This window comes from Streptomyces sp. NPDC028368, from assembly GCF_055565615.1.
Genome location: NZ_JBVHTY010000015.1, coordinates 124,022 through 140,404, shown reverse-complemented (window position 1 = coordinate 140,404; position 16,383 = coordinate 124,022). Strand labels below are relative to the sequence as shown.

Below are 16,383 nucleotides of genomic sequence, written 5' to 3'. Positions count from 1 at the left end.
CAGGTGTCCGTCGGTCCGTCGGTCCGCCAGTCCGCCAGTCCGTCGGCCCGTCCGCCTACTGGCCCGTCGGTCGGCTGGTCTGTGGATCTGTCGGTCGGCCGGGGAGGGCTACGCCCGCCGGGTGGCCAGCGTCTCTCGCAGTACGTCCCCGATCGTCGTCCGGTCGAGGGCGTTCCGCGCCGCCTCCTCGGCCTCGGCGTACACCTGCCGCAGCGCGGGCTGGATGCCCGCACCCACCGGACACCGCGGGTTCGGCTCACTTCGGTGCAGGCCGAACAGCGACTCGGCCTCGACCGCCTGGTGAACCTCCAGCAAGGTGATCGAATCCGGCTCGCGAGCCAGCCGCCAGCCCGCGCCGGCACCGTGGCGGACCTCGACCAACCCAGCCTGGCGCAGCGCGCCGAGACTGCGCCGGATGACGACCGGATTGGTGTTCACGCTGTCGGCGGCCTGCTCCGAAGTCACCAGATCCCGACCTCGCCCGCGCACCAACGCCATCCAGACCAGGACATGGACAGCGACGGTGAGCCTGCTGTTTGCGGCCATCGGCCATCACCCCCCTTGAGAGAACATTTTCAGTTACATCTGAAACCGTCAAGGACGGAACTCTCCTGGCCGGTTGGCGATTGCCGAGCCGACGGCTCACGGCGGATTGGCGCTCCCGTCGCCAGGAGGCGCAGTCCAGGTACGGTGGTCTGGCGGTCTCAAACGGCAATCTCACTCAGCTCGATGCGGAGCAAGCCCGTTGGAGCTCAGCCGTCAACCTCGGCACACCAACATCGACCACGTCTACCCACGCACCACCGACGCCCAAGGTCCGTCCCGCTAGCGCTGTGACCGGGAAGGTCCGTCGGGGTGAGCGGAACGCCACTCGGATGCGAGCACCGACCAGATCTCGGTGTCCTGCCGTACGCCCCGGTAGAGGTGGTTCTCGCGCTGGACTCCGTCGCGGCTCATGCCGAGCCGTTTGGCCACGTTGATGCTCGGTGTGTTCTTGGAGGACACCAGCCACTCCACACGGTGCATTCCGCGTTCCCGGATCGCCCAGTCGATGATCACGCGTACCGCCCGGGTAACCAGGCCGCGTCCAGCGGCGGCCGGCTCCAGCCAACAGCCGGCCTCGCAGTTGCCGGCAGCCGCGTCGAAGACCCTGAAGAGCACGCCGCCGACGAGGAGCCCGTCGAGCCAGATGCCGTAGAGCCGGCCGGCGTCGGCAGCGGTCTTGTCGGCGTACGACTGGAGCCAGCTCCGCGCGGAGTCGAGGTCGGCTGCGACGTCGGGGAGCCCTACGTGCTGGCCGATGTATTCGCGGCCGCGGTCCATGTGGGCCAGGAACTCCTCGGCCTGCCAGGGTTCCAGCGGCCGCAGCTCAGCTCCGTCACCCAGAGATATCGCGAACACTCTCGTCCTCCTCAGCGGTCGTGCGCGGTCCCCGGATCTTCGCACGCCCACCTGCGCGTTCCGGCAGCATCCCCGCGAGCCGCCCCGGTCACAGCACCAGCCCGTACGTCCGCTCCCACGGACTGCGGCACATCCATAGTTCAGGGAGGGCAAGAGACATAGCTGACGAGCTGAAGGGTGAAGATGACGGACGGCTCGGCGACGTTGTGGGCCTGCCAGTCAGCCTGGCGGCCCGCTGTCGGAGGAAACGATTTGCACAGCTCAACGCACGCCGCACCTTGCAGTAGACAACCGAGTTCCTGCGCATCGCGACCTTCGCCCAAGTGGTCGGCCGCAGCGTTACCTTCACCATCCCACCCAAGCCGGCGTGATCCGGCAACGGCAAACCAAGCCGTTTCCTCTTCAGACAGGGGTCGGGAACACGAACCGCACGTCGGTCAATTGTTCCGACACATCCCACAGACGGCGGCCGGTCTCGGCCTCGGCCGCCGCGGCGGACAGCTGTACGCGCGTCGGCCCACCGCGTAGCTCGGCCAGGCCATCCGGGCCGATGAACTGACCGCCCTCCACATTCGGGTCGGTCGCCGCGTACAGCTGTGGCAGCACACCCTGTTCCGGGGACTGGGCGAGCGGGGTGAGGATGCGGCCGAACAGCACCTTCACCATGCCGACCGGCGCGCTCGTCTGCAGGTTGGTTGCGGTATAGCCGGGATGTGCGAGCAAGCTGCGCACTGGGCTGCCGACCTCGGTCAGCCGCCGGTGGAGCTCCCATCCGAAGACGGCATTGGCGAACTTCGACTGATTGTAGAAAGCCATGGGCGAGTACTTGCGCTCGCCGGTGAGGTCATCGAAGAAGAGGCGCCCCTGCCGATGGTTGGTAGAACTCACCGTGACCACACGGGGGTCATTCCCGTCCGCCAGCAGGTCGAGCAGCAACCCGGTGAGCGCGAAGTGGCCGAGATGATTGCAGGCGAACTGCAACTCATGGCCCTGCGCGCTCAGTGATCGAGGCGGCGCCATCACGCCGGCGTTGTTGACGAGCACATCGAGCCGCGGATGGTCGGCATGCAGCCGATCGGCGAAAGCCTGGACCGAGTCGAGATCGGCCAGGTCGAGGTGGCGCACCTCAAGGCTGGCACCCGGCTGCTCAGCGGTGATCTCTGCGACCGCCCGGTGGCCCTTCTCCTCGTCGCGTACCGCAAGGATCACGTGCCCGCCCCGGTGGACGAGCGCCCGAGTGGTCGCCAGGCCGAGACCGCTGTTGGCCCCGGTGACGACGAACACCCGCTTGCTCTGGTCCGGAATCTGTTCGGCATTCCAGCGCTGCTGCTTCGTCATGTGGCACACATTGGCTTCAATGTCACTTGGTGTCAAGAGAGCGCCTGAGTGTCATACGAGGCATGGCGCTACCATCGTTCTGTGAGCTCCCGCCCTGAAATCAGCCTGGCCCAGCGCAAACGTCAACTCGTCTCGGACGAGCTGACCGAAGCAGCGCTGCAGCTGCTGGCGCTGAAGGGGTTCGACGCGGTCACCATCGACGAGATCGCGACCACCGCCGGCGTGTCCAAGCGAACGTTCTTCCGGTACTTCGCGTCCAAGGAGGACGTGGTTGTTCAGTTCCTGGCCGACATGGGCACTGGCATTCGCGCAGAGTTGGCGGCCCGCCCCATCGAGGAGCGCCCCTCTGTGGCGCTGCGGCACGCCGTCTGGGTTCCCATTGCCGCCTGCGCCGACCACGCCGACAGGGCGCTGCGAGTGGTTCAGCTGATTCTGCGCACCCCCGCGCTGCATGCACGCTTCCTGGAGCGCCAGGCACAGTGGCGCGACGACCTGGCGACGGAGTTGGCGCACCGCCTGGGGCTCGGCCCCGACACCGAGCTGTACCCGCAGCTGGCTGCCGGGATGACGCTGAGCGCCTTCGACACCGTGCTGCAACGGTGGAGCGGCAGCGACGGTGCCGAGGACCCCGCCGAACTGATCGACCGGGCCTTTGCCGTAATTGCCCCGGCGCTGGACGCCGTCGAACGGCGGGCCCAGGCACTGCCTGATAGTTGATCTTGTGGCGGGCCAAGGTGAGTTGACGGACGCGGCATGGGAGCGAATAGGGCCCCTGCTTCCGTGAGCGGACGGGCGTAGGCGTCGCCGTCCGTGGCTAGATCGTCGACAGGTATTCAACGGGGGTGCTCTGGCGGCTTCGGGCGGGAGCCACGTGGCGTGATCTCCTCGAACGGTACGGACCGTGGCAGACCGTCCATGAGCGGCTCGCCCGCTGGGAGGCAGACGGACGGGACTTGGGCCAGACTGCTGGCGCACGTCCAGGTCCGCGACGAGGCGGTGGGCCGGGTGGAATAGACCGTCTCGGTCGTCGCCTCCACGATCAAACGCGCCCACCAGCGTGCGGCCGATGCCCGCAAAAGGGGGCCTCAGACGCGAGGCCGAACTGGCAGATCCGGGCCGCTCGAAGGAGCATCAGGCCCTCGGTCGAACCCGAGGCGGACTGACCACCAAGGTCCGCCTCGCCGTTGATGGCCGGGGCCTGCCAATGTCCATCGTGCTCACGCCAGGCAACGTCAACGACGCCACCTTGTTCGGCCAAGTCCTCGACGGCATCCGCGTCCCGTGCACCACCACGGGCCGGCCGTGAAGCTCGCCGTCCGCTACCACGCCGGACTCGTCGAGGCATGCCTGATCCTCTGGCTCCGCGGATCCGCCAGATGATCATTTGTCGCGCACGGCCAAGGCAGGCTCGCGCACCATGAAGAGGTCCACCGGATCCTCAGCCTCGAGTGTGAATCCGTGCCGCTCGTACAGCCGCCGGGCCGGACTGCCCTGCAGCACGTTCAGCCGGACCAGGGTGCCATCGCGGTCGCACCGCTCCAGCAGCCCCTGCAGCACAGCCGAACCGATACCGCTGCCCTGCAGGTGTGGGGCGCTGGTTTTGAGCCGTCAAGAGGTGCCGGTGGGTGGTGGTGTCTGCCGATGTACCGCTCGAGCTGATGACTGCACCAGCTGGCCGCGTAGATCAAATCAATCAACAAGCGGTTCGGCGAGTGCGAGGTGTTCGCTGACGGCGCGGCGGTGCGCGCCGGCGGCGGACGCGCGTCTGTTCACTGATCACGGCGGTTGGCGGGTACGGAGCTGGCGGCCACGTGCAGTACGGCGGACGGACCTGGCCGATCCGGGCGGCATGGCGGGGGAGGGCGACCCGCGGCCGATAAATGGCATCCGGTGGGGGACTCGGACCGGTACTCCGTCGCGCGACGTACCGGAATCCGAGACTTGGCCGTCCCCGCAAGCGTCCGGACCGGGTGGGTGCGTGCCGGTAAGGCGTACACGTCCCGTAATAAGCGCTTCTATCCGCGGCGACGCGGTGTCACGCAACCATCCCGGTTCCGGGGGCCCGGGTGCGCCACCGTAGGAAGCTCGGCTGCCCTCGATGAGCGGCATTGACCAGCAGTTTCGCGAGTGCTTCAGTGATCCCCGGTCGGCCCTTCCACGTCGAATGCCTGGGCGACGGCAAGGCTGTCCTCGTAGACGTGGTGCCGGGCCACAAGGCCCTGTTCGACCGTGAGGTGCAGAGCGAACCGAGCGCGATAGGCGCGTCCGGTGGAGCGGGCGGTCTGGCGGATCTCGCCAAGCACGACAGCGTCGTTGCCGTCGATGAGGATGCGCTCGATCTCGGTAGCCGCGCGGCCGGGAACGTGGTGCTCGGCAAGCTCGCGATAGTGGGCGGCGGCGTCGGCGCGGGTGGAGCGATGGCGGATCCACGGGGTGGCGTTACGACCGTGCTCGGCCTCTGGCCAGTCCAGTTTCCAGTCGCCTTGCTCGGCATACAGATCAGCGATGCGCTCGGGGTCGCCCTCGCCGATTCGGCGCAGCAGCTCCTCCACCACAGCGCGGGTGGTCGTGGGTGTGTCTGACGACAAGGCTGATCCCTCCGCTCCGGTACCCGCGTCTGACTGACGCGGGATCACCATTCTGACCAGCACCGACAGGTCCGTGCGATTACCTCCCAGGTAAACGCACGGAGCACCAAGATCCGCTTTAGCTGCGGGAATGACCACGGCACGAGGAGGAAGGTAGAAGATCGTGAATTGAAGCAGGGACGCGTCAGGCCGTGTAGTGCTCGCCGGTGGCCCGGGGAGCGTACGCGGCGGTGCGGAAGCTGGAGGATTTGGAGCGGGAGCATGCCGCTCGTCTGGGGGTGTTCGGGTGGAACACGGTGACGGGGAAGAGGGTCCGGCATCTTGGGAATATGCGCTTCCCCGTGTGTCCGACGCCCAAGCCGTCCAATTGCCGAAGGCGTGAAGGCGTGAAGGCGTGAAGGCGTGAGTCTGCTGTTCCACCGTGCCCAGCTCACGCACTCACCACCCTCCTCCTAAACGGAAGCACCCGTCTACATAGGTAGTTACTGTGTGGGAACCCGCCAGTCGAAGCAGCTGAAGCAGCTGAAGCAGCTGAAGCAGGCGGACGGGCGGCCTGTTCCTCTCGCGTCGCCTGGGAAACCCGATGAAAGGTGCAGACATGACAAGCGTCCACGGCGTATCCCTGGACATCCCCACCCCGGACGGCATCGCCGACGCGTATCTCGCCCACCCCGACGACGGCAATCCGCACCCTGGAGTCCTGCTGTACATGGACGCCTTCGGACTGCGCCCCTCGTTGAAAGAGATGGCCAGGCGTCTGGCCGGCCACGGATACACGGTGCTGGTGCCCAACGTCTTCTACCGCTCCGGGCGCGCTCCGGTGGTGGACCTGCCCGACTTCATCGACCCTGCCCAGCGGCCGGAGATCTTCGAACAGCTCTCCCCGCTCCTGCAGGCCCTCACCCCCGACCTGGCGATGCGGGACGCCGGCGTCTACCTCGACTGGCTGGTCGCGTCGCCCCTGGTCGCCGATGGCCCGGCCGGCACCACCGGCTATTGCATGGGCGGCGTCCTCGGGATCCGCACCGCCGCGGCCTACCCCGACCGGATCGCGGCCGCAGCCGCTTTCCACGCCGGCCGCCTGGCCACCGACGCCGAGGACAGCCCGCACCGCCTCGCCGACCGCATCACGGCGGAGCTGTACTTCGGCCATGCCGACCAGGACCGGTCGATGCCGGCCGACCAGATCCAGGGTCTGGAGCAGGCCCTGGACGCCGCGGGCGTGCGCTACCGCAGCGAGCTGTACGAGGGCGCTCACCACGGATACACCCAGGTCGACACCGCCGCGTACAACGCCGAGGCGGACGAGCGTCATTGGCGCGACCTGCTGGAACTCTTCGGACGCAGCCTCTGACAAGCTCCTTGGCCGTCCCACCATGAGCCGCACAGGCTTGCGGCCGTGGTGCCGAGCCGGGGTTGTGGGGGCCGGCCAAGGCCCGCATGAAGCATGTGGGTGCGGCGTCGCGTTTGCTAGCGATGGGAGGGCGCGGAAGCGGCTGGGGACGATTGGAGGCGCGGAAGCGGCTTCCGGGGTGAATGGTGGCGATGGCGCACACGGGGGGCCGAGCCCGGCGCACCCCCACTGCTCGGCACGCCGGCTCGGGTTCGCGATCGGCGATCTGGCGGGCTACGGCGAGCGTAAGTCGACCCGCACCGATCAACTGCGGGAGGCCGCGGAGTATCTGGAGTGGAAGCCGGTTACGTCGCTGGAACTCAAGGAGTTGGGCGAATCCAGGACGAATTGACTGCTGGCCGGCGCGATGGAGTATGAGTCCCCGAGGCCGCTGTTCCGGCAGGACTGCGAGTTTCCGCGTTCGGTGAAGGTGGTCTGGCCGAGTGTGGTCTCGCCCGCCGAGGCCCCGGAAATGGGTCAAGCAGGTTGACTCGCTTGTGTCGCCATGGGCCCTGTGTACGACGATGGCCAGTTCACCCGCGCCGAACTGACCTACCTGCTCGGCATGGCATGGCATTCCAGATTCTCCGCGGCCAAGGAGCCACCAGCAGCGAGCTGGCTGAGCGACTCGGGGTGACAAGGCAGGCCGCATCCTGCACAGCCTGGAATCCGAGATGTCCGCGGGGGCAGGCGGAACTGGCCTCAATGTTCTACGTACCGAACTCTCCCACCTCATCCGGGCGTTGAGCGGCGGCCGGCTACCGCCATTACGCTCGGTGTGGGGAGCGAGCGCCCCGAACTGCACCCGGCACATCTCAAACACGGCCTAATGGCCTGGGTCTAGTGTGATGCGCCGGAAATCGCGGTCTTAAGTCTGTGGTGTGTTGCCATGTCGCCGGGGCCGCGTGCTGTCGAAGTCATGACCTGAGTCAGAAGTTCCTTGGCTGTTCTCTTTGTCGAGAGCGCTCACTTGTCGGGTCAAGGCAACCGGCGCAGAACCGGGCTCGGCTTTCGGTGCAGCCGACACCACGACAGGTCTTGCGCCGGCTCTGCAGATGCGGGTGATGCGCCCGGCCCGGCAGCCGGCGGACCGTCACTCCTCCAGCACGCCGGTGACCAGCTGCCGCAGCGACATCGCAAGCCGTCGGCCCTCTCCCCGTCCCAGCAGATGCACGATCAGCCCGTTCTGTAGTGCGCCGAGCAGGATATGAGCCAGCAACTCGGCGTCCAGGTCGGGGCGTTCTTCGGCGAGCAGCCCGCGGATGTGGCCGTGCCAGAACCCGTAGACCATTTGCCGTCAACGAGCCATGGTTGAGTATCCGGCTTCCTCACACCCGGGCAACGGATCCACCCACCCGCTCCAAGAGTACGGTTCAACGCCTGTTGGCGAGATGGGCGTCAGGCGCTGCTTGCAGTATCAGTTGTGGTCGCCGTGGTGCGGGTGTAGCGGGCCCGCATGGCGTGACTGGCAGCGGGGCCGGCGGCGAACACGTAGGCGTGGCTGTCGTCGAGGCGGCGGCCGGTCTTGGCGTCGACGACCACGGGGTCGACTTCTTCGCCGCTGCTGGTGTCGATCAGAATCATGCTGCGCTGCTCGGAGGTGAGGCGGGAGTTTCCCCATGCCGCAAGTGTGACGATCACCGGGCGTAGGGAGCGGCCCAGGCCGGTCAGGACGTACTCGTGGCGGACGGGGTTGGTCTGGTAAGGGCGGCGCTCCAGCAGACCGTCGGCGACGAGGGTTTTCAGGCGTGCGGTGAGCATGCTGGTGGAGATGCCGAGGTTCTCCTGGAACTGGTCGAAGCGGCTGTAGCCGTCGAAGGCATCGTGGAGGATCAGCAGCGTCCACCACTCGCCGACGTGCTGCACGGTCGTAGACAGCGGGCATTCGAGATCTTCCGCCCTGATTCGGCTTGCCAAGGTTGACCACCCCCAGAGAGTTACTGCTAAAGTCGAAGTTAGTGGATTCTATTTTAGCAGTAACTGTGGGAGGTAGTGCTCCCCCCGCCTGCACCCGGGAACGGAACTCGTCATGACCACCCCCATCAGCGAATCCCTCAAGGCCCGCCGCGCCCTGGTCACCGGTGGCACCAAAGGGGTCGGCGCAGCCATCGCCCAGCGCCTCGCCCACGCAGGCGCCACCGTCCTCGTGACCGCGCGCAGCCGACCCGACGGCATCGCGCCCTCGGACATCATCACCGCCGATCTCGCCACCCCCGAGGGGGCTGCCACCGTGATCGACGAAACCACCCGCCGCCTGGGCGGGCTCGACATCCTGGTCAACAACCTGGGCGGCTCCGACGCACCCTCGGGCGGATTCGCGGCCCTCACCGAGGATGACTGGGCCACGGAGCTCAACATCAACCTCCTCGCCGCCGTCCGCCTGGACCGCGGCCTGTTGCCTGGAATGATCAAAGCCGGCAAGGGTGTCATCATCCACGTCTCCTCGATCCAGCGCCGCATGCCGCTGTGGAACGGCACCCTCGCGTACGCCGCAGCCAAGGCCGCGCTGACCACCTACAGCAAGGGCCTGGCCAACGAGGTCGCCCCACACGGCGTCCGCGTCAACACCGTCTCCCCTGGTTTCGTTCAGACCACCGCCGCCGACAACCTCGTCGCCCGGATCGCCGAGAATGCCGGCACCACCCACGAAGCGGCGCTCAAGCAACTGATGGCATCCCTGGGCGGCATCCCCCTGGGCCGTCCCAACCGACCGGAAGAAGTGGCTGAACTGGTCGCCTTCCTCGCCTCCGACCGTGCATCGGCCGTCGTAGGCGCCGAGCACGTCATCGACGGCGGCACCACTCCGACCGTATGAACTCCTCCAGCGTCAGGAACCGCCATGCACGACAACCAGCCCCAAGACATCGTCCCGGACACGCTGCCCGATGTGATCACCCGCTACCTGAACGCCCACCGCACCCATGACACCGCCATCGCAATCAGCGCCTTCCACCCAGACGCCACCGTGACCGACGAAGGCAGGACCCATCAGGGAGCCTCAGCGATCGAGACCTGGCTGACCCGTTCCGTCACTGAGTACACCTACACCGTCGAACTCACCGGCGCACAAGAAGTCGACACGCAGCACTACATCACCACACACCACTTGGAAGGCAACTTCCCGGGTGGGGTCGTGGACCTGCACTACCGGTTCACCCTCAGCCATGGCCTCATCGAGGGCCTTCTCATCGAACCCTGACCCGCGCCCTCACACATGCCCCGCCCGGCACCACAGCACTCGGTACTCGGCACTCAGTTCAGTAGGCACGACTGGTGGCACAACGCTGAACCATTCTGTTAGCAGTTCTGAGCCCGCGTCGCGTGTCACCCGTACCCGGGAACACGCCGACCGGCGAATCGTCACCCTCCACAGCAGTCCGCGGGTCAAGGAACTCGCCGAGGGGATCTTCGGCCCGTCAACGCACGCCAGGATGACGTCTTGTTCCGCTACTCGCCCGAGCTGCTGCAGCAGCTCGAGACCGTCCTGGCTCAACTGTGCTCCATCATGGGCGCCCGACTCGCGCAGCCAAGTGGGGAAGCGTGACGGGCGCACCCCCGCACTGTCGTTCCAGAACAGCCGCAAAGGCCGGGGCTCGCCGGCGCGTTCCCGCCCGAGGGCGACTTGGTGGTGCAGCCGTCGGCGGAACAGTTCCGCCAGCTCGAGGCCCACCGTCCGGTCGTAGGCCCGCAGCACCGGAGGACCGGAACTGGGCCCGTCTTCAAAGGAATCTCGCCACGGGTGACGTGACCGGCCCACGGCAGGCGAGGTGGATTGTGCTGGTCAAGGTGCTTCGGGAAGAGACGAGGGAGTGAACGCCGGGTTCTCGTGCGGACGTTGATAGGGGAGCCGCGTCATGTAGCGGTTCGAGTGGTTTACCGTCCTCGTCCGTGTGAATGCACTGGCTCTGTGTCGCTCGTATGCCAAGTGTGATGCCCGATGAGTACACAAGATATGAACACTCCAGACATGGGCATTCCGAGCACGAAGAGCACGGACGCATCGAGCGACGAGCAACTCGCGTCGGACGCTTTACACGCCTCGCACCCCTTGCCTCGGTCGCACGGCGCCCAGCCCTCACGGCGCTCCGTGGTCACGGCGACCGGCGCCTCGGCACTCGCTGCCGGGCTCACCGCCGCCTCCGTCGCGCCCGCGACCGCGTTGAGCCCTGCTACCGCACCCTCGACGGCGCCGACCGCGGTGCCGCCCGGCGTCGATCCCAAGGCGTACACCACGGTCGCCCGCGCCATCGTCGTCTACGACGAGCATGACAAACCCCTCGTCCCGGCCTACGTGAAGGCCATCGAGAACGGCTTGCCCGCCAGCCGGGCGAAGGCAACGAAGCGGGTCCTGATCGTCGGAGCCGGACCGGCCGGCCTGCTCGCCGCCAACCTCCTCAAGCGGGCGGGCCACGATGTCGTCGTGATCGAGGCCAACGGCAACCGCGTTGGCGGTCGTATCAAGACGTTCCGCAAGGGCGGCCACGAGAACGGGGAGCAGCCCTTCGCCGACCCCAAGCAGTACGCCGAAGCCGGGGCCATGCGGCTGCCCGAAAGCCACCCGCTCCTCATGGCACTGATCAAGAAGCTCGACCTCGCGCTCCAGGAGTTCTACCTGGTGGATGTGGAGGTCGACAACCCGACGAAGAAGGCCAACCGCACCTGGATCCACGTCAATGGCATCCACATGCGCAAGGCCGACTACGAGAAGAACCCCGAAAAGATCAACGACACCTTCGGTGTCACGGGCACCTACCGCACGAAGACCGCCTCTGCCATCCTCGCGCACGCCCTCGAACCCGCACACCGGCTCATCCGGGGCAAGGAGGGGACCGCCCTCGTCAACGGATGGGCCGAGGTCCTCAAGAGGTACGGCCACTGGTCCATGTACCGGTATCTCACCGAAGTCGCCGGACTCGACACGAGGACCATCAACCTCATCGGCACCATCCAAAACCTGACCTCACGGCTGCACCTCTCCTTCACGCACAGCTTCCTGTCCAGCGCGTTGATCGACCCCAAGACCAAGTTCTGGGAGCTCAAGGGCGGCACCGCGCTGCTCGCCGACGCGCTGTACGCGCCGGTGAAGGGGAAGGTGAGGCTCGACAGGCGCGCCGTACGCATCGAACACCACGGCGGCAAGGTCAGGGTGCACACCGTTTCCGAGGACTGCCAGACCGGAAAGGGGGGTGTCACGGAGGTCTTCGAGGGCGACGAGGCGATCATCACCGTTCCCTTCTCCGGACTGCGTCACGTGACCTTCGATCCTCCGCTCACCTACGGCAAGCGTCGGGCCATCACGGAACTCCACTACGACGCCGCGACCAAGGTGCTGCTGGAGTTCTCGCAGCGCTGGTGGGAGTTCACCGAGGCGCAGTGGAAGAAGGCGCTGAACTCCATCGAGGACAACCTCTACGAAAAGTACAAGGCGGGCGGGGTCAAGCACGGCAAGTACCTCGGCGCGCACAAGTCCGTGAAGCGCCTGGGGGTGACGATCCCCGACGAACTCAAGAAGTGCTTCGCCGTCTTCCGGCCCGTCGTGAGTGGTGAACCGGATGCCGCTCATGTCCGTGGCGGCGGCAGCGTGAGCGACAACGCCAACCGCTTCATGTACTTCGAGCACGCGCATCCTCTGAAGGGCAGCGACGGAGGCATCATGCTCGCCTCCTACAGCTGGTCCGACGACGCCCTCAAGTGGGACGCCTTTGCCGACGATGAGCGGTACCTGCGCGCGCTCGCCGGGGTGCAGGCCGTCTTCGGCCGCCGGTGCGAGGTCTTCTTCACCAACAAGTGCAAGACCCAGTCGTGGATGCGCGACCACTACGCCTATGGCGAGGCTTCTGTGCTCTTCCCCGGCCAGCACACGGAGCTGTTCCCCGACATCCCCACATCCGAAGGGCCGCTGCATTTCGCGGGGGACCACACGTCCATCAAGCCCGCCTGGATCGAGGGCGCCTTCGAATCCGCCGTCCGGACGGCATTGAAGGTCCACACGGGCTGACCGGGCCGATGGGACTTGCCGGTCCGGCGCCCCGCTCGTCGGGACACCGGGCCGGGGCCCCGTCCGCTCAGCGCCCCCGCGTGACGGTGGGCCGCTTCCGCGCTTGCGTTATATGTCGCCTCGGCCCTCTTCGCCCACGGCGCGGTAGAGGATGATTTTGAGGTCCTCCGGGCCGGGGACGCGCTGGAGGGCCGGCCTGCCGTACTCCGACGCCGATTGGACGACGAGCATGCCTGAGATAGTCACAGAGCACAGAGAACTCCGTGATCATCGAATGCGTCTCCGAATGCCTCTCCGAATGCCTCTCCGTCGCGCCGTGTGCTACGCCTTGTTCCACAGCGCGGCGACCGCTTCTGCTGCCGCCCGGCCCTGGGCGAAACCAGCGTGGCCCGCAGGGGTCCTGCTGGCGGGGGACAGCGGGTCGATGCCGAAGGCGGCAAGAGCGGTCTCGTCGGGGGTGATCACCTCAATGAGGCCGCCGCGCTCGGCGATCGAGGCCGCGTCGGCGTCGAGCACCGGGTCGGGCATCGGAGCTATGACGAGGGTGCGGGCGTAGCCTGCCGCGAGATCGAGGTTGGTGAGGGAACGGATGCCGCCGTCGATGTAGCGGGCGTCACCGACCGTCACCGCAGGCCAGACACCAGGGATGGCGCAACTCGCGGTTACGGCGTCCACCAAGCCGACGCCGGAGGTACGGTCGAAGACCTGGGTCTCACCGGTGGCGGCGTTCACGGCGACTACGGACAGATTGCGCTCCGGCCAACTGTGGGACGGCAGCCGGGTCTCGATGACGGTCAGCCGCTCGACCTCGGCCACGGTCTCGGCGGCCAGCGCCATCTCGCCCATCCGACGCAGGCGTTCCACCGGGTCGGTGACCTCGGCGTCCACCTTCTCAGCGAACTCGAAGACCTCGGCGAGCGCGCCTTCCCGTGGCGTCAGCTCCTCCCGCTGGAGCGCGGGGTCCACCTGAGCCTGGAACAGTTCCGACAGCTCGACGCCGCTGGTGATCTGTGCGGCCACCGCCGACCCGGCCGAGGTGCCGAACAGGACGTCCACGTCCGTGACATCGACCCCGGCGTCGGCAAGCCCGGCCAGCACGCCCGTCGCCCAGGCGATCCCGGCCACTCCGCCGCCGCCGATGACCAGCGCGCGTTCGTTCTTCATTTCCTACCCCCAGGGCTAGTGGATTCCGCTTCACCGTCACTGCGAAGTCCCAGGTGGGTAGGGAAATTCCCGATGACGGAGTTCGCCGAAAGATGGACACCCGCCCGGCCGCGGATCCGGCGCGATCAGGCTAGCCATCCATCCCAGAGACTGCCCCAATTCCCCTGACGGGTCAGGCGAGGAGAAGCCCGTCGCGCGGCGATGCCGCCGACGCGATTGACGAGGCTTGTGGCGCTCTCCAGCCGGACGAACCGCGTTGTCGTGCTCAGGATGTGCGGTGAAATGGCGATGTAGGTCGCGATGGGTCCGTGTCCGGACCATGCGAGGGAGTGGGCCGGGGCAACTGGGCTTCTGACCTGCGGACTCACCACGCGGACGGCCCGTTGTCAGTGGCACCGTGCATCATCGTTCCCATGACACAGAGCACTGCCGACGCACTGCACACGCTCGTCCGCGAGCACCTTCCCGACGAGATCGCCGAGCGGTGGATTGGCCTGCTGCGGCCGAGCCTGCGCTTGGAGAAGGGCGCGGTTACGGGAATGGAACCGGGAACGGGTACGGGTACGGGTCCAGTCGTCGGCCGGCTCGGCGGTCTGCCAAAGCTGCCGGAGAACGAGGAGTGGCCTGTATGGGAGGGGCATGGCCCGCTCTCCTTCGTCGCTTCCCTCGACTGTGCCGTGCTCCCCTCGGCCGTCCTCGACATCGCCCTGCCGGCAGACGGCACGCTGGCCTTCTTCTACTTCGACGGGCAGCTGGACGACGGCTGTGCCGTGGTCGCGCCCGATGAGCCAGACAGTTGGGCGGGTGCGCGTGTGCTGTACGTACCGACAGGTGTCCCCGTCGCCGAGCGGACGGCGCCGGAGGGGATTCGGCCGTACTCCGAGGTACCCCTGACGGCGCGCGCGGAGACGACGCCGCCGTACCCCTGGCACCCAGTGGTCCACAGGGAGTTCGCGTCGCTGCCCGACGACCACCCGGTGTGGGAAGAGGATTTCCAGGAGGCCCTGTGGGACCACTTCGAGGGCACGGAGCACCGCATCGGCGGCCACGCGAGCCCGGTGCAGGACGACGTGGAGTCCGAGGTCGCCCGCGGCGCCCTGGGCAGCCCGCCATGGGGTGACCCTCGCATCAAGGAAGAGGCCCTCCGCTGGGTGCTGCTCGCTCAGTTCGACACGGATGATGACGCCGACATGATGTGGGGCGATTGCGGTGCCCTCTACTGGCTCATACGTCCCGAAGACCTGGCCCAACGCCGCTTCGACCGCGCGATGTTCACCTGGCAGTGCGGCTGACGGGGCTCCCACCTGTGGCCGACCGGTGCATCAGAAGCCGCTCGCCAGGCAGCCGGGCGAAGTGCGACGCCGAGGATGTCCGTCATTTTTAGACCAAGGTGGTGACAGCGCTACTGGGTTCGGACCGCAGCACCCCGAGGTCAGCCGAGCTATCTCTCTTCCGGTATCCCGAGCGCACCTCTCGCACAGTGCCACTTGAACTGGTCCGCGAGAGCTCGCGCAGCCCGGGTACGTCCTCTGCACCTGGGCGTTGCATCGGGCAACAGCTCGCGTATGAGAGCAACGCCGCATGGTGCACGGATTTGGCTCGTCAGGATGAGGGATCCCAGGGCGGCGGCTGCGGCTGCGGCTGCGCTGCGGTCGGCTTCGGGTGCCGCAGAGGGCGCTGCCTGCCTCGTAGGCCAGCCACACTTCACGGGACTTGTGGACTTGTGGACTTGTCCCGAGCGAGGGGGAGACGTTCCGGTACGGGGGTTTCCCTGGTAGCGCCCGGATGCCTGAAGGTTCTGCGCTCCTGGGTATGTCTGGCGCAGCGGGTTCACTGCGCGGAACCGTTCACGTCCGGCTGTAGTGCGCGACCACCGAAGTGAACAAGATGTTGTCAATGAATCGTTGCTCTGGGGGAGTTGGCTCTGTAGCCTCGGGATCATGGAAGAGACACCTGATACATCCCCCGACGTCTTCAGCCCATCAGAACCCGGCGCCGCACGCGTCCAGCGCGAGTTCGCCGGTCTCACGCGGATCAACGAACGGCATGGCACCACCGAGACGCAGCGGCAGCGTCATGCGCACAGGACGGCGTTGGGGCCCTATGAGGCGGTCAAGCTGACCACACTCCTGGCGGCTGGTTCCGCCGTACTCGAACCGGACGAGCCCGCGATCGACAAGGCCGACATCATCGCCGCCCTCACCCTCGTCCCCAGGATGCGCGCCGACGTGGACATACTGGAGGAGTCCTTGCTGACCGTGGCCCGAGGACGCGGACTCACCTGGCAGGAGATCGCCTTCGGGCTCGGCCTCGGCAGCACTCAAGCGGCCCGCCAGCGCTATGGACGGCTCAGTGGGCGCGTGGACCGCGACTAGGCTGTTTCTTCGGATTCGTCTGGTCTTTGGTTCGGTGTGTCACGGCTTGGCCTGGCAGGCCAAGGCCGGGCTGCAGCGCCGGCTCACGGCCACCGCGATGCACTTCCACCGCCTCAACGCCTGGTG

At 67.1% G+C, this 16,383-nt stretch carries 17 protein-coding genes and 2 pseudogenes; 10 read left to right on the top strand and 9 right to left on the bottom strand.

Translation table 11 applies throughout. From position 1 onward, the window contains the following. Positions 1-108 precede the first annotated feature (108 nt). From ACZ4S3_RS30330 to ACZ4S3_RS30320, 3 genes are all read right to left on the bottom strand, one after another. Positions 109-546: an Rrf2 family transcriptional regulator gene (locus tag ACZ4S3_RS30330; RefSeq protein WP_467939748.1), complete on the bottom strand. Its 438-nt coding sequence runs from the start codon at positions 544-546 to the stop codon at positions 109-111. A 279-nt stretch (positions 547-825) separates the two neighbouring features. Then, positions 826-1,401, bottom strand: coding sequence for a GNAT family N-acetyltransferase (locus ACZ4S3_RS30325; protein ID WP_467939746.1), 576 nt, complete (start codon positions 1,399-1,401; stop codon positions 826-828). 402 nt (positions 1,402-1,803) lie between these two features. Further along, positions 1,804-2,739 carry an oxidoreductase gene (locus ACZ4S3_RS30320; protein WP_467939744.1) on the bottom strand — a complete coding sequence of 312 codons (936 nt, stop codon included), beginning with the start codon at positions 2,737-2,739 and terminating at the stop codon, positions 1,804-1,806. A gap of 81 nt (positions 2,740-2,820) precedes the next feature. Here ACZ4S3_RS30320 and ACZ4S3_RS30315 point away from each other — a divergent pair, with 81 nt between their 5' ends. Both ACZ4S3_RS30315 and ACZ4S3_RS30310 read left to right on the top strand, forming a co-directional pair. Continuing rightward, entirely contained in the window at positions 2,821-3,456 is a 636-nt protein-coding gene (locus ACZ4S3_RS30315) for an acyl-CoA-like ligand-binding transcription factor (RefSeq protein WP_467939742.1), read from the top strand. A 4-nt stretch (positions 3,457-3,460) separates the two neighbouring features. After that, positions 3,461-4,042 (top strand): annotated as a pseudogene (locus ACZ4S3_RS30310) (IS5 family transposase); the annotation flags it as partial. Between the two features lie 77 nt (positions 4,043-4,119). On the opposite strand, the pseudogene ACZ4S3_RS30305 reads toward ACZ4S3_RS30310, so the two are convergent. Beyond that, positions 4,120-4,332, bottom strand: a pseudogene (locus ACZ4S3_RS30305) (GNAT family N-acetyltransferase); the annotation flags it as partial. Positions 4,333-4,871: 539 nt separating this feature from the next. Next, positions 4,872-5,327 (bottom strand): nuclear transport factor 2 family protein, encoded by a 456-nt coding sequence (locus tag ACZ4S3_RS30300; RefSeq protein ID WP_467939740.1) that lies wholly within the window; start codon positions 5,325-5,327, stop codon positions 4,872-4,874. A 598-nt stretch (positions 5,328-5,925) separates the two neighbouring features. On the opposite strand from ACZ4S3_RS30300, the gene ACZ4S3_RS30295 reads away from it, so the two are divergent. From ACZ4S3_RS30295 to ACZ4S3_RS30285, 3 genes are all read left to right on the top strand, one after another. Continuing rightward, entirely contained in the window at positions 5,926-6,681 is a 756-nt protein-coding gene (locus ACZ4S3_RS30295) for a dienelactone hydrolase family protein (protein ID WP_467939738.1), read from the top strand. A 178-nt stretch (positions 6,682-6,859) separates the two neighbouring features. Beyond that, positions 6,860-7,072, top strand: coding sequence for a hypothetical protein (locus ACZ4S3_RS30290; RefSeq protein WP_467939736.1), 213 nt, complete (start codon positions 6,860-6,862; stop codon positions 7,070-7,072). Between the two features lie 153 nt (positions 7,073-7,225). After that, complete coding sequence (locus ACZ4S3_RS30285) at positions 7,226-7,357, top strand: hypothetical protein (protein WP_467939734.1); 132 nt, start codon at positions 7,226-7,228, stop codon at positions 7,355-7,357. A 456-nt stretch (positions 7,358-7,813) separates the two neighbouring features. Here ACZ4S3_RS30285 and ACZ4S3_RS30280 read toward each other — a convergent pair whose 3' ends face one another. Beyond that, positions 7,814-8,011, bottom strand: a complete 198-nt coding sequence (locus ACZ4S3_RS30280) for a hypothetical protein (RefSeq protein WP_467939732.1) — start codon at positions 8,009-8,011, stop codon at positions 7,814-7,816. A 107-nt stretch (positions 8,012-8,118) separates the two neighbouring features. After that, on the bottom strand, positions 8,119-8,586 hold the full coding sequence (locus tag ACZ4S3_RS30275) for a winged helix-turn-helix transcriptional regulator (RefSeq protein ID WP_467939730.1): 468 nt from the start codon (positions 8,584-8,586) through the stop codon (positions 8,119-8,121). A 163-nt stretch (positions 8,587-8,749) separates the two neighbouring features. Here ACZ4S3_RS30275 and ACZ4S3_RS30270 point away from each other — a divergent pair, with 163 nt between their 5' ends. The 3 genes from ACZ4S3_RS30270 to ACZ4S3_RS30260 all read left to right on the top strand — a co-directional run bounded on the left by ACZ4S3_RS30270 (position 8,750) and on the right by ACZ4S3_RS30260 (position 12,718). Then, positions 8,750-9,535: an SDR family oxidoreductase gene (locus ACZ4S3_RS30270; protein WP_467939729.1), complete on the top strand. Its 786-nt coding sequence runs from the start codon at positions 8,750-8,752 to the stop codon at positions 9,533-9,535. 24 nt (positions 9,536-9,559) lie between these two features. Continuing rightward, a complete protein-coding gene (locus ACZ4S3_RS30265) occupies positions 9,560-9,919 on the top strand; it encodes a nuclear transport factor 2-like protein (protein ID WP_467939727.1) in 360 nt (119 codons plus the stop codon). Positions 9,920-10,657: 738 nt separating this feature from the next. Continuing rightward, on the top strand, positions 10,658-12,718 hold the full coding sequence (locus ACZ4S3_RS30260) for a flavin monoamine oxidase family protein (protein ID WP_467939725.1): 2,061 nt from the start codon (positions 10,658-10,660) through the stop codon (positions 12,716-12,718). A gap of 108 nt (positions 12,719-12,826) precedes the next feature. Here ACZ4S3_RS30260 and ACZ4S3_RS30255 read toward each other — a convergent pair whose 3' ends face one another. Continuing rightward, positions 12,827-12,949 carry a hypothetical protein gene (locus ACZ4S3_RS30255; RefSeq protein WP_467939723.1) on the bottom strand — a complete coding sequence of 41 codons (123 nt, stop codon included), beginning with the start codon at positions 12,947-12,949 and terminating at the stop codon, positions 12,827-12,829. 90 nt (positions 12,950-13,039) lie between these two features. Next, positions 13,040-13,882, bottom strand: a complete 843-nt coding sequence (locus ACZ4S3_RS30250) for a patatin-like phospholipase family protein (RefSeq protein ID WP_467939721.1) — start codon at positions 13,880-13,882, stop codon at positions 13,040-13,042. A 413-nt stretch (positions 13,883-14,295) separates the two neighbouring features. Between ACZ4S3_RS30250 and ACZ4S3_RS30245 the strand changes: the two genes are divergently transcribed. Both ACZ4S3_RS30245 and ACZ4S3_RS30240 read left to right on the top strand, forming a co-directional pair. Beyond that, positions 14,296-15,174 (top strand): YwqG family protein, encoded by an 879-nt coding sequence (locus tag ACZ4S3_RS30245; protein ID WP_467939719.1) that lies wholly within the window; start codon positions 14,296-14,298, stop codon positions 15,172-15,174. Between the two features lie 648 nt (positions 15,175-15,822). After that, positions 15,823-16,257: a DNA-binding protein gene (locus ACZ4S3_RS30240; protein WP_467939717.1), complete on the top strand. Its 435-nt coding sequence runs from the start codon at positions 15,823-15,825 to the stop codon at positions 16,255-16,257. Positions 16,258-16,383 lie beyond the last annotated feature (126 nt).

Excerpts from the sequence above, each read along its gene's own strand:
- ACZ4S3_RS30330 (WP_467939748.1), bottom strand. The coding sequence starts at position 546 with ATGGCCGCAAACAGCAGGCTCACCGTCGCTGTCCATGTCCTGGTCTGG.
- ACZ4S3_RS30265 (WP_467939727.1), top strand. The coding sequence starts at position 9,560 with ATGCACGACAACCAGCCCCAAGACATCGTCCCGGACACGCTGCCCGAT.
- ACZ4S3_RS30260 (WP_467939725.1), top strand. The coding sequence starts at position 10,658 with ATGAGTACACAAGATATGAACACTCCAGACATGGGCATTCCGAGCACG.
- ACZ4S3_RS30240 (WP_467939717.1), top strand. The coding sequence starts at position 15,823 with ATGGAAGAGACACCTGATACATCCCCCGACGTCTTCAGCCCATCAGAA.
- ACZ4S3_RS30245 (WP_467939719.1), top strand. The coding sequence starts at position 14,296 with ATGACACAGAGCACTGCCGACGCACTGCACACGCTCGTCCGCGAGCAC.
- ACZ4S3_RS30255 (WP_467939723.1), bottom strand. The coding sequence starts at position 12,949 with ATGCTCGTCGTCCAATCGGCGTCGGAGTACGGCAGGCCGGCCCTCCAG.
- ACZ4S3_RS30295 (WP_467939738.1), top strand. The coding sequence starts at position 5,926 with ATGACAAGCGTCCACGGCGTATCCCTGGACATCCCCACCCCGGACGGC.
- ACZ4S3_RS30250 (WP_467939721.1), bottom strand. The coding sequence starts at position 13,882 with ATGAAGAACGAACGCGCGCTGGTCATCGGCGGCGGCGGAGTGGCCGGG.
- ACZ4S3_RS30270 (WP_467939729.1), top strand. The coding sequence starts at position 8,750 with ATGACCACCCCCATCAGCGAATCCCTCAAGGCCCGCCGCGCCCTGGTC.
- ACZ4S3_RS30285 (WP_467939734.1), top strand. The coding sequence starts at position 7,226 with ATGGGCCCTGTGTACGACGATGGCCAGTTCACCCGCGCCGAACTGACC.
- ACZ4S3_RS30280 (WP_467939732.1), bottom strand. The coding sequence starts at position 8,011 with ATGGTCTACGGGTTCTGGCACGGCCACATCCGCGGGCTGCTCGCCGAA.
- ACZ4S3_RS30320 (WP_467939744.1), bottom strand. The coding sequence starts at position 2,739 with ATGACGAAGCAGCAGCGCTGGAATGCCGAACAGATTCCGGACCAGAGC.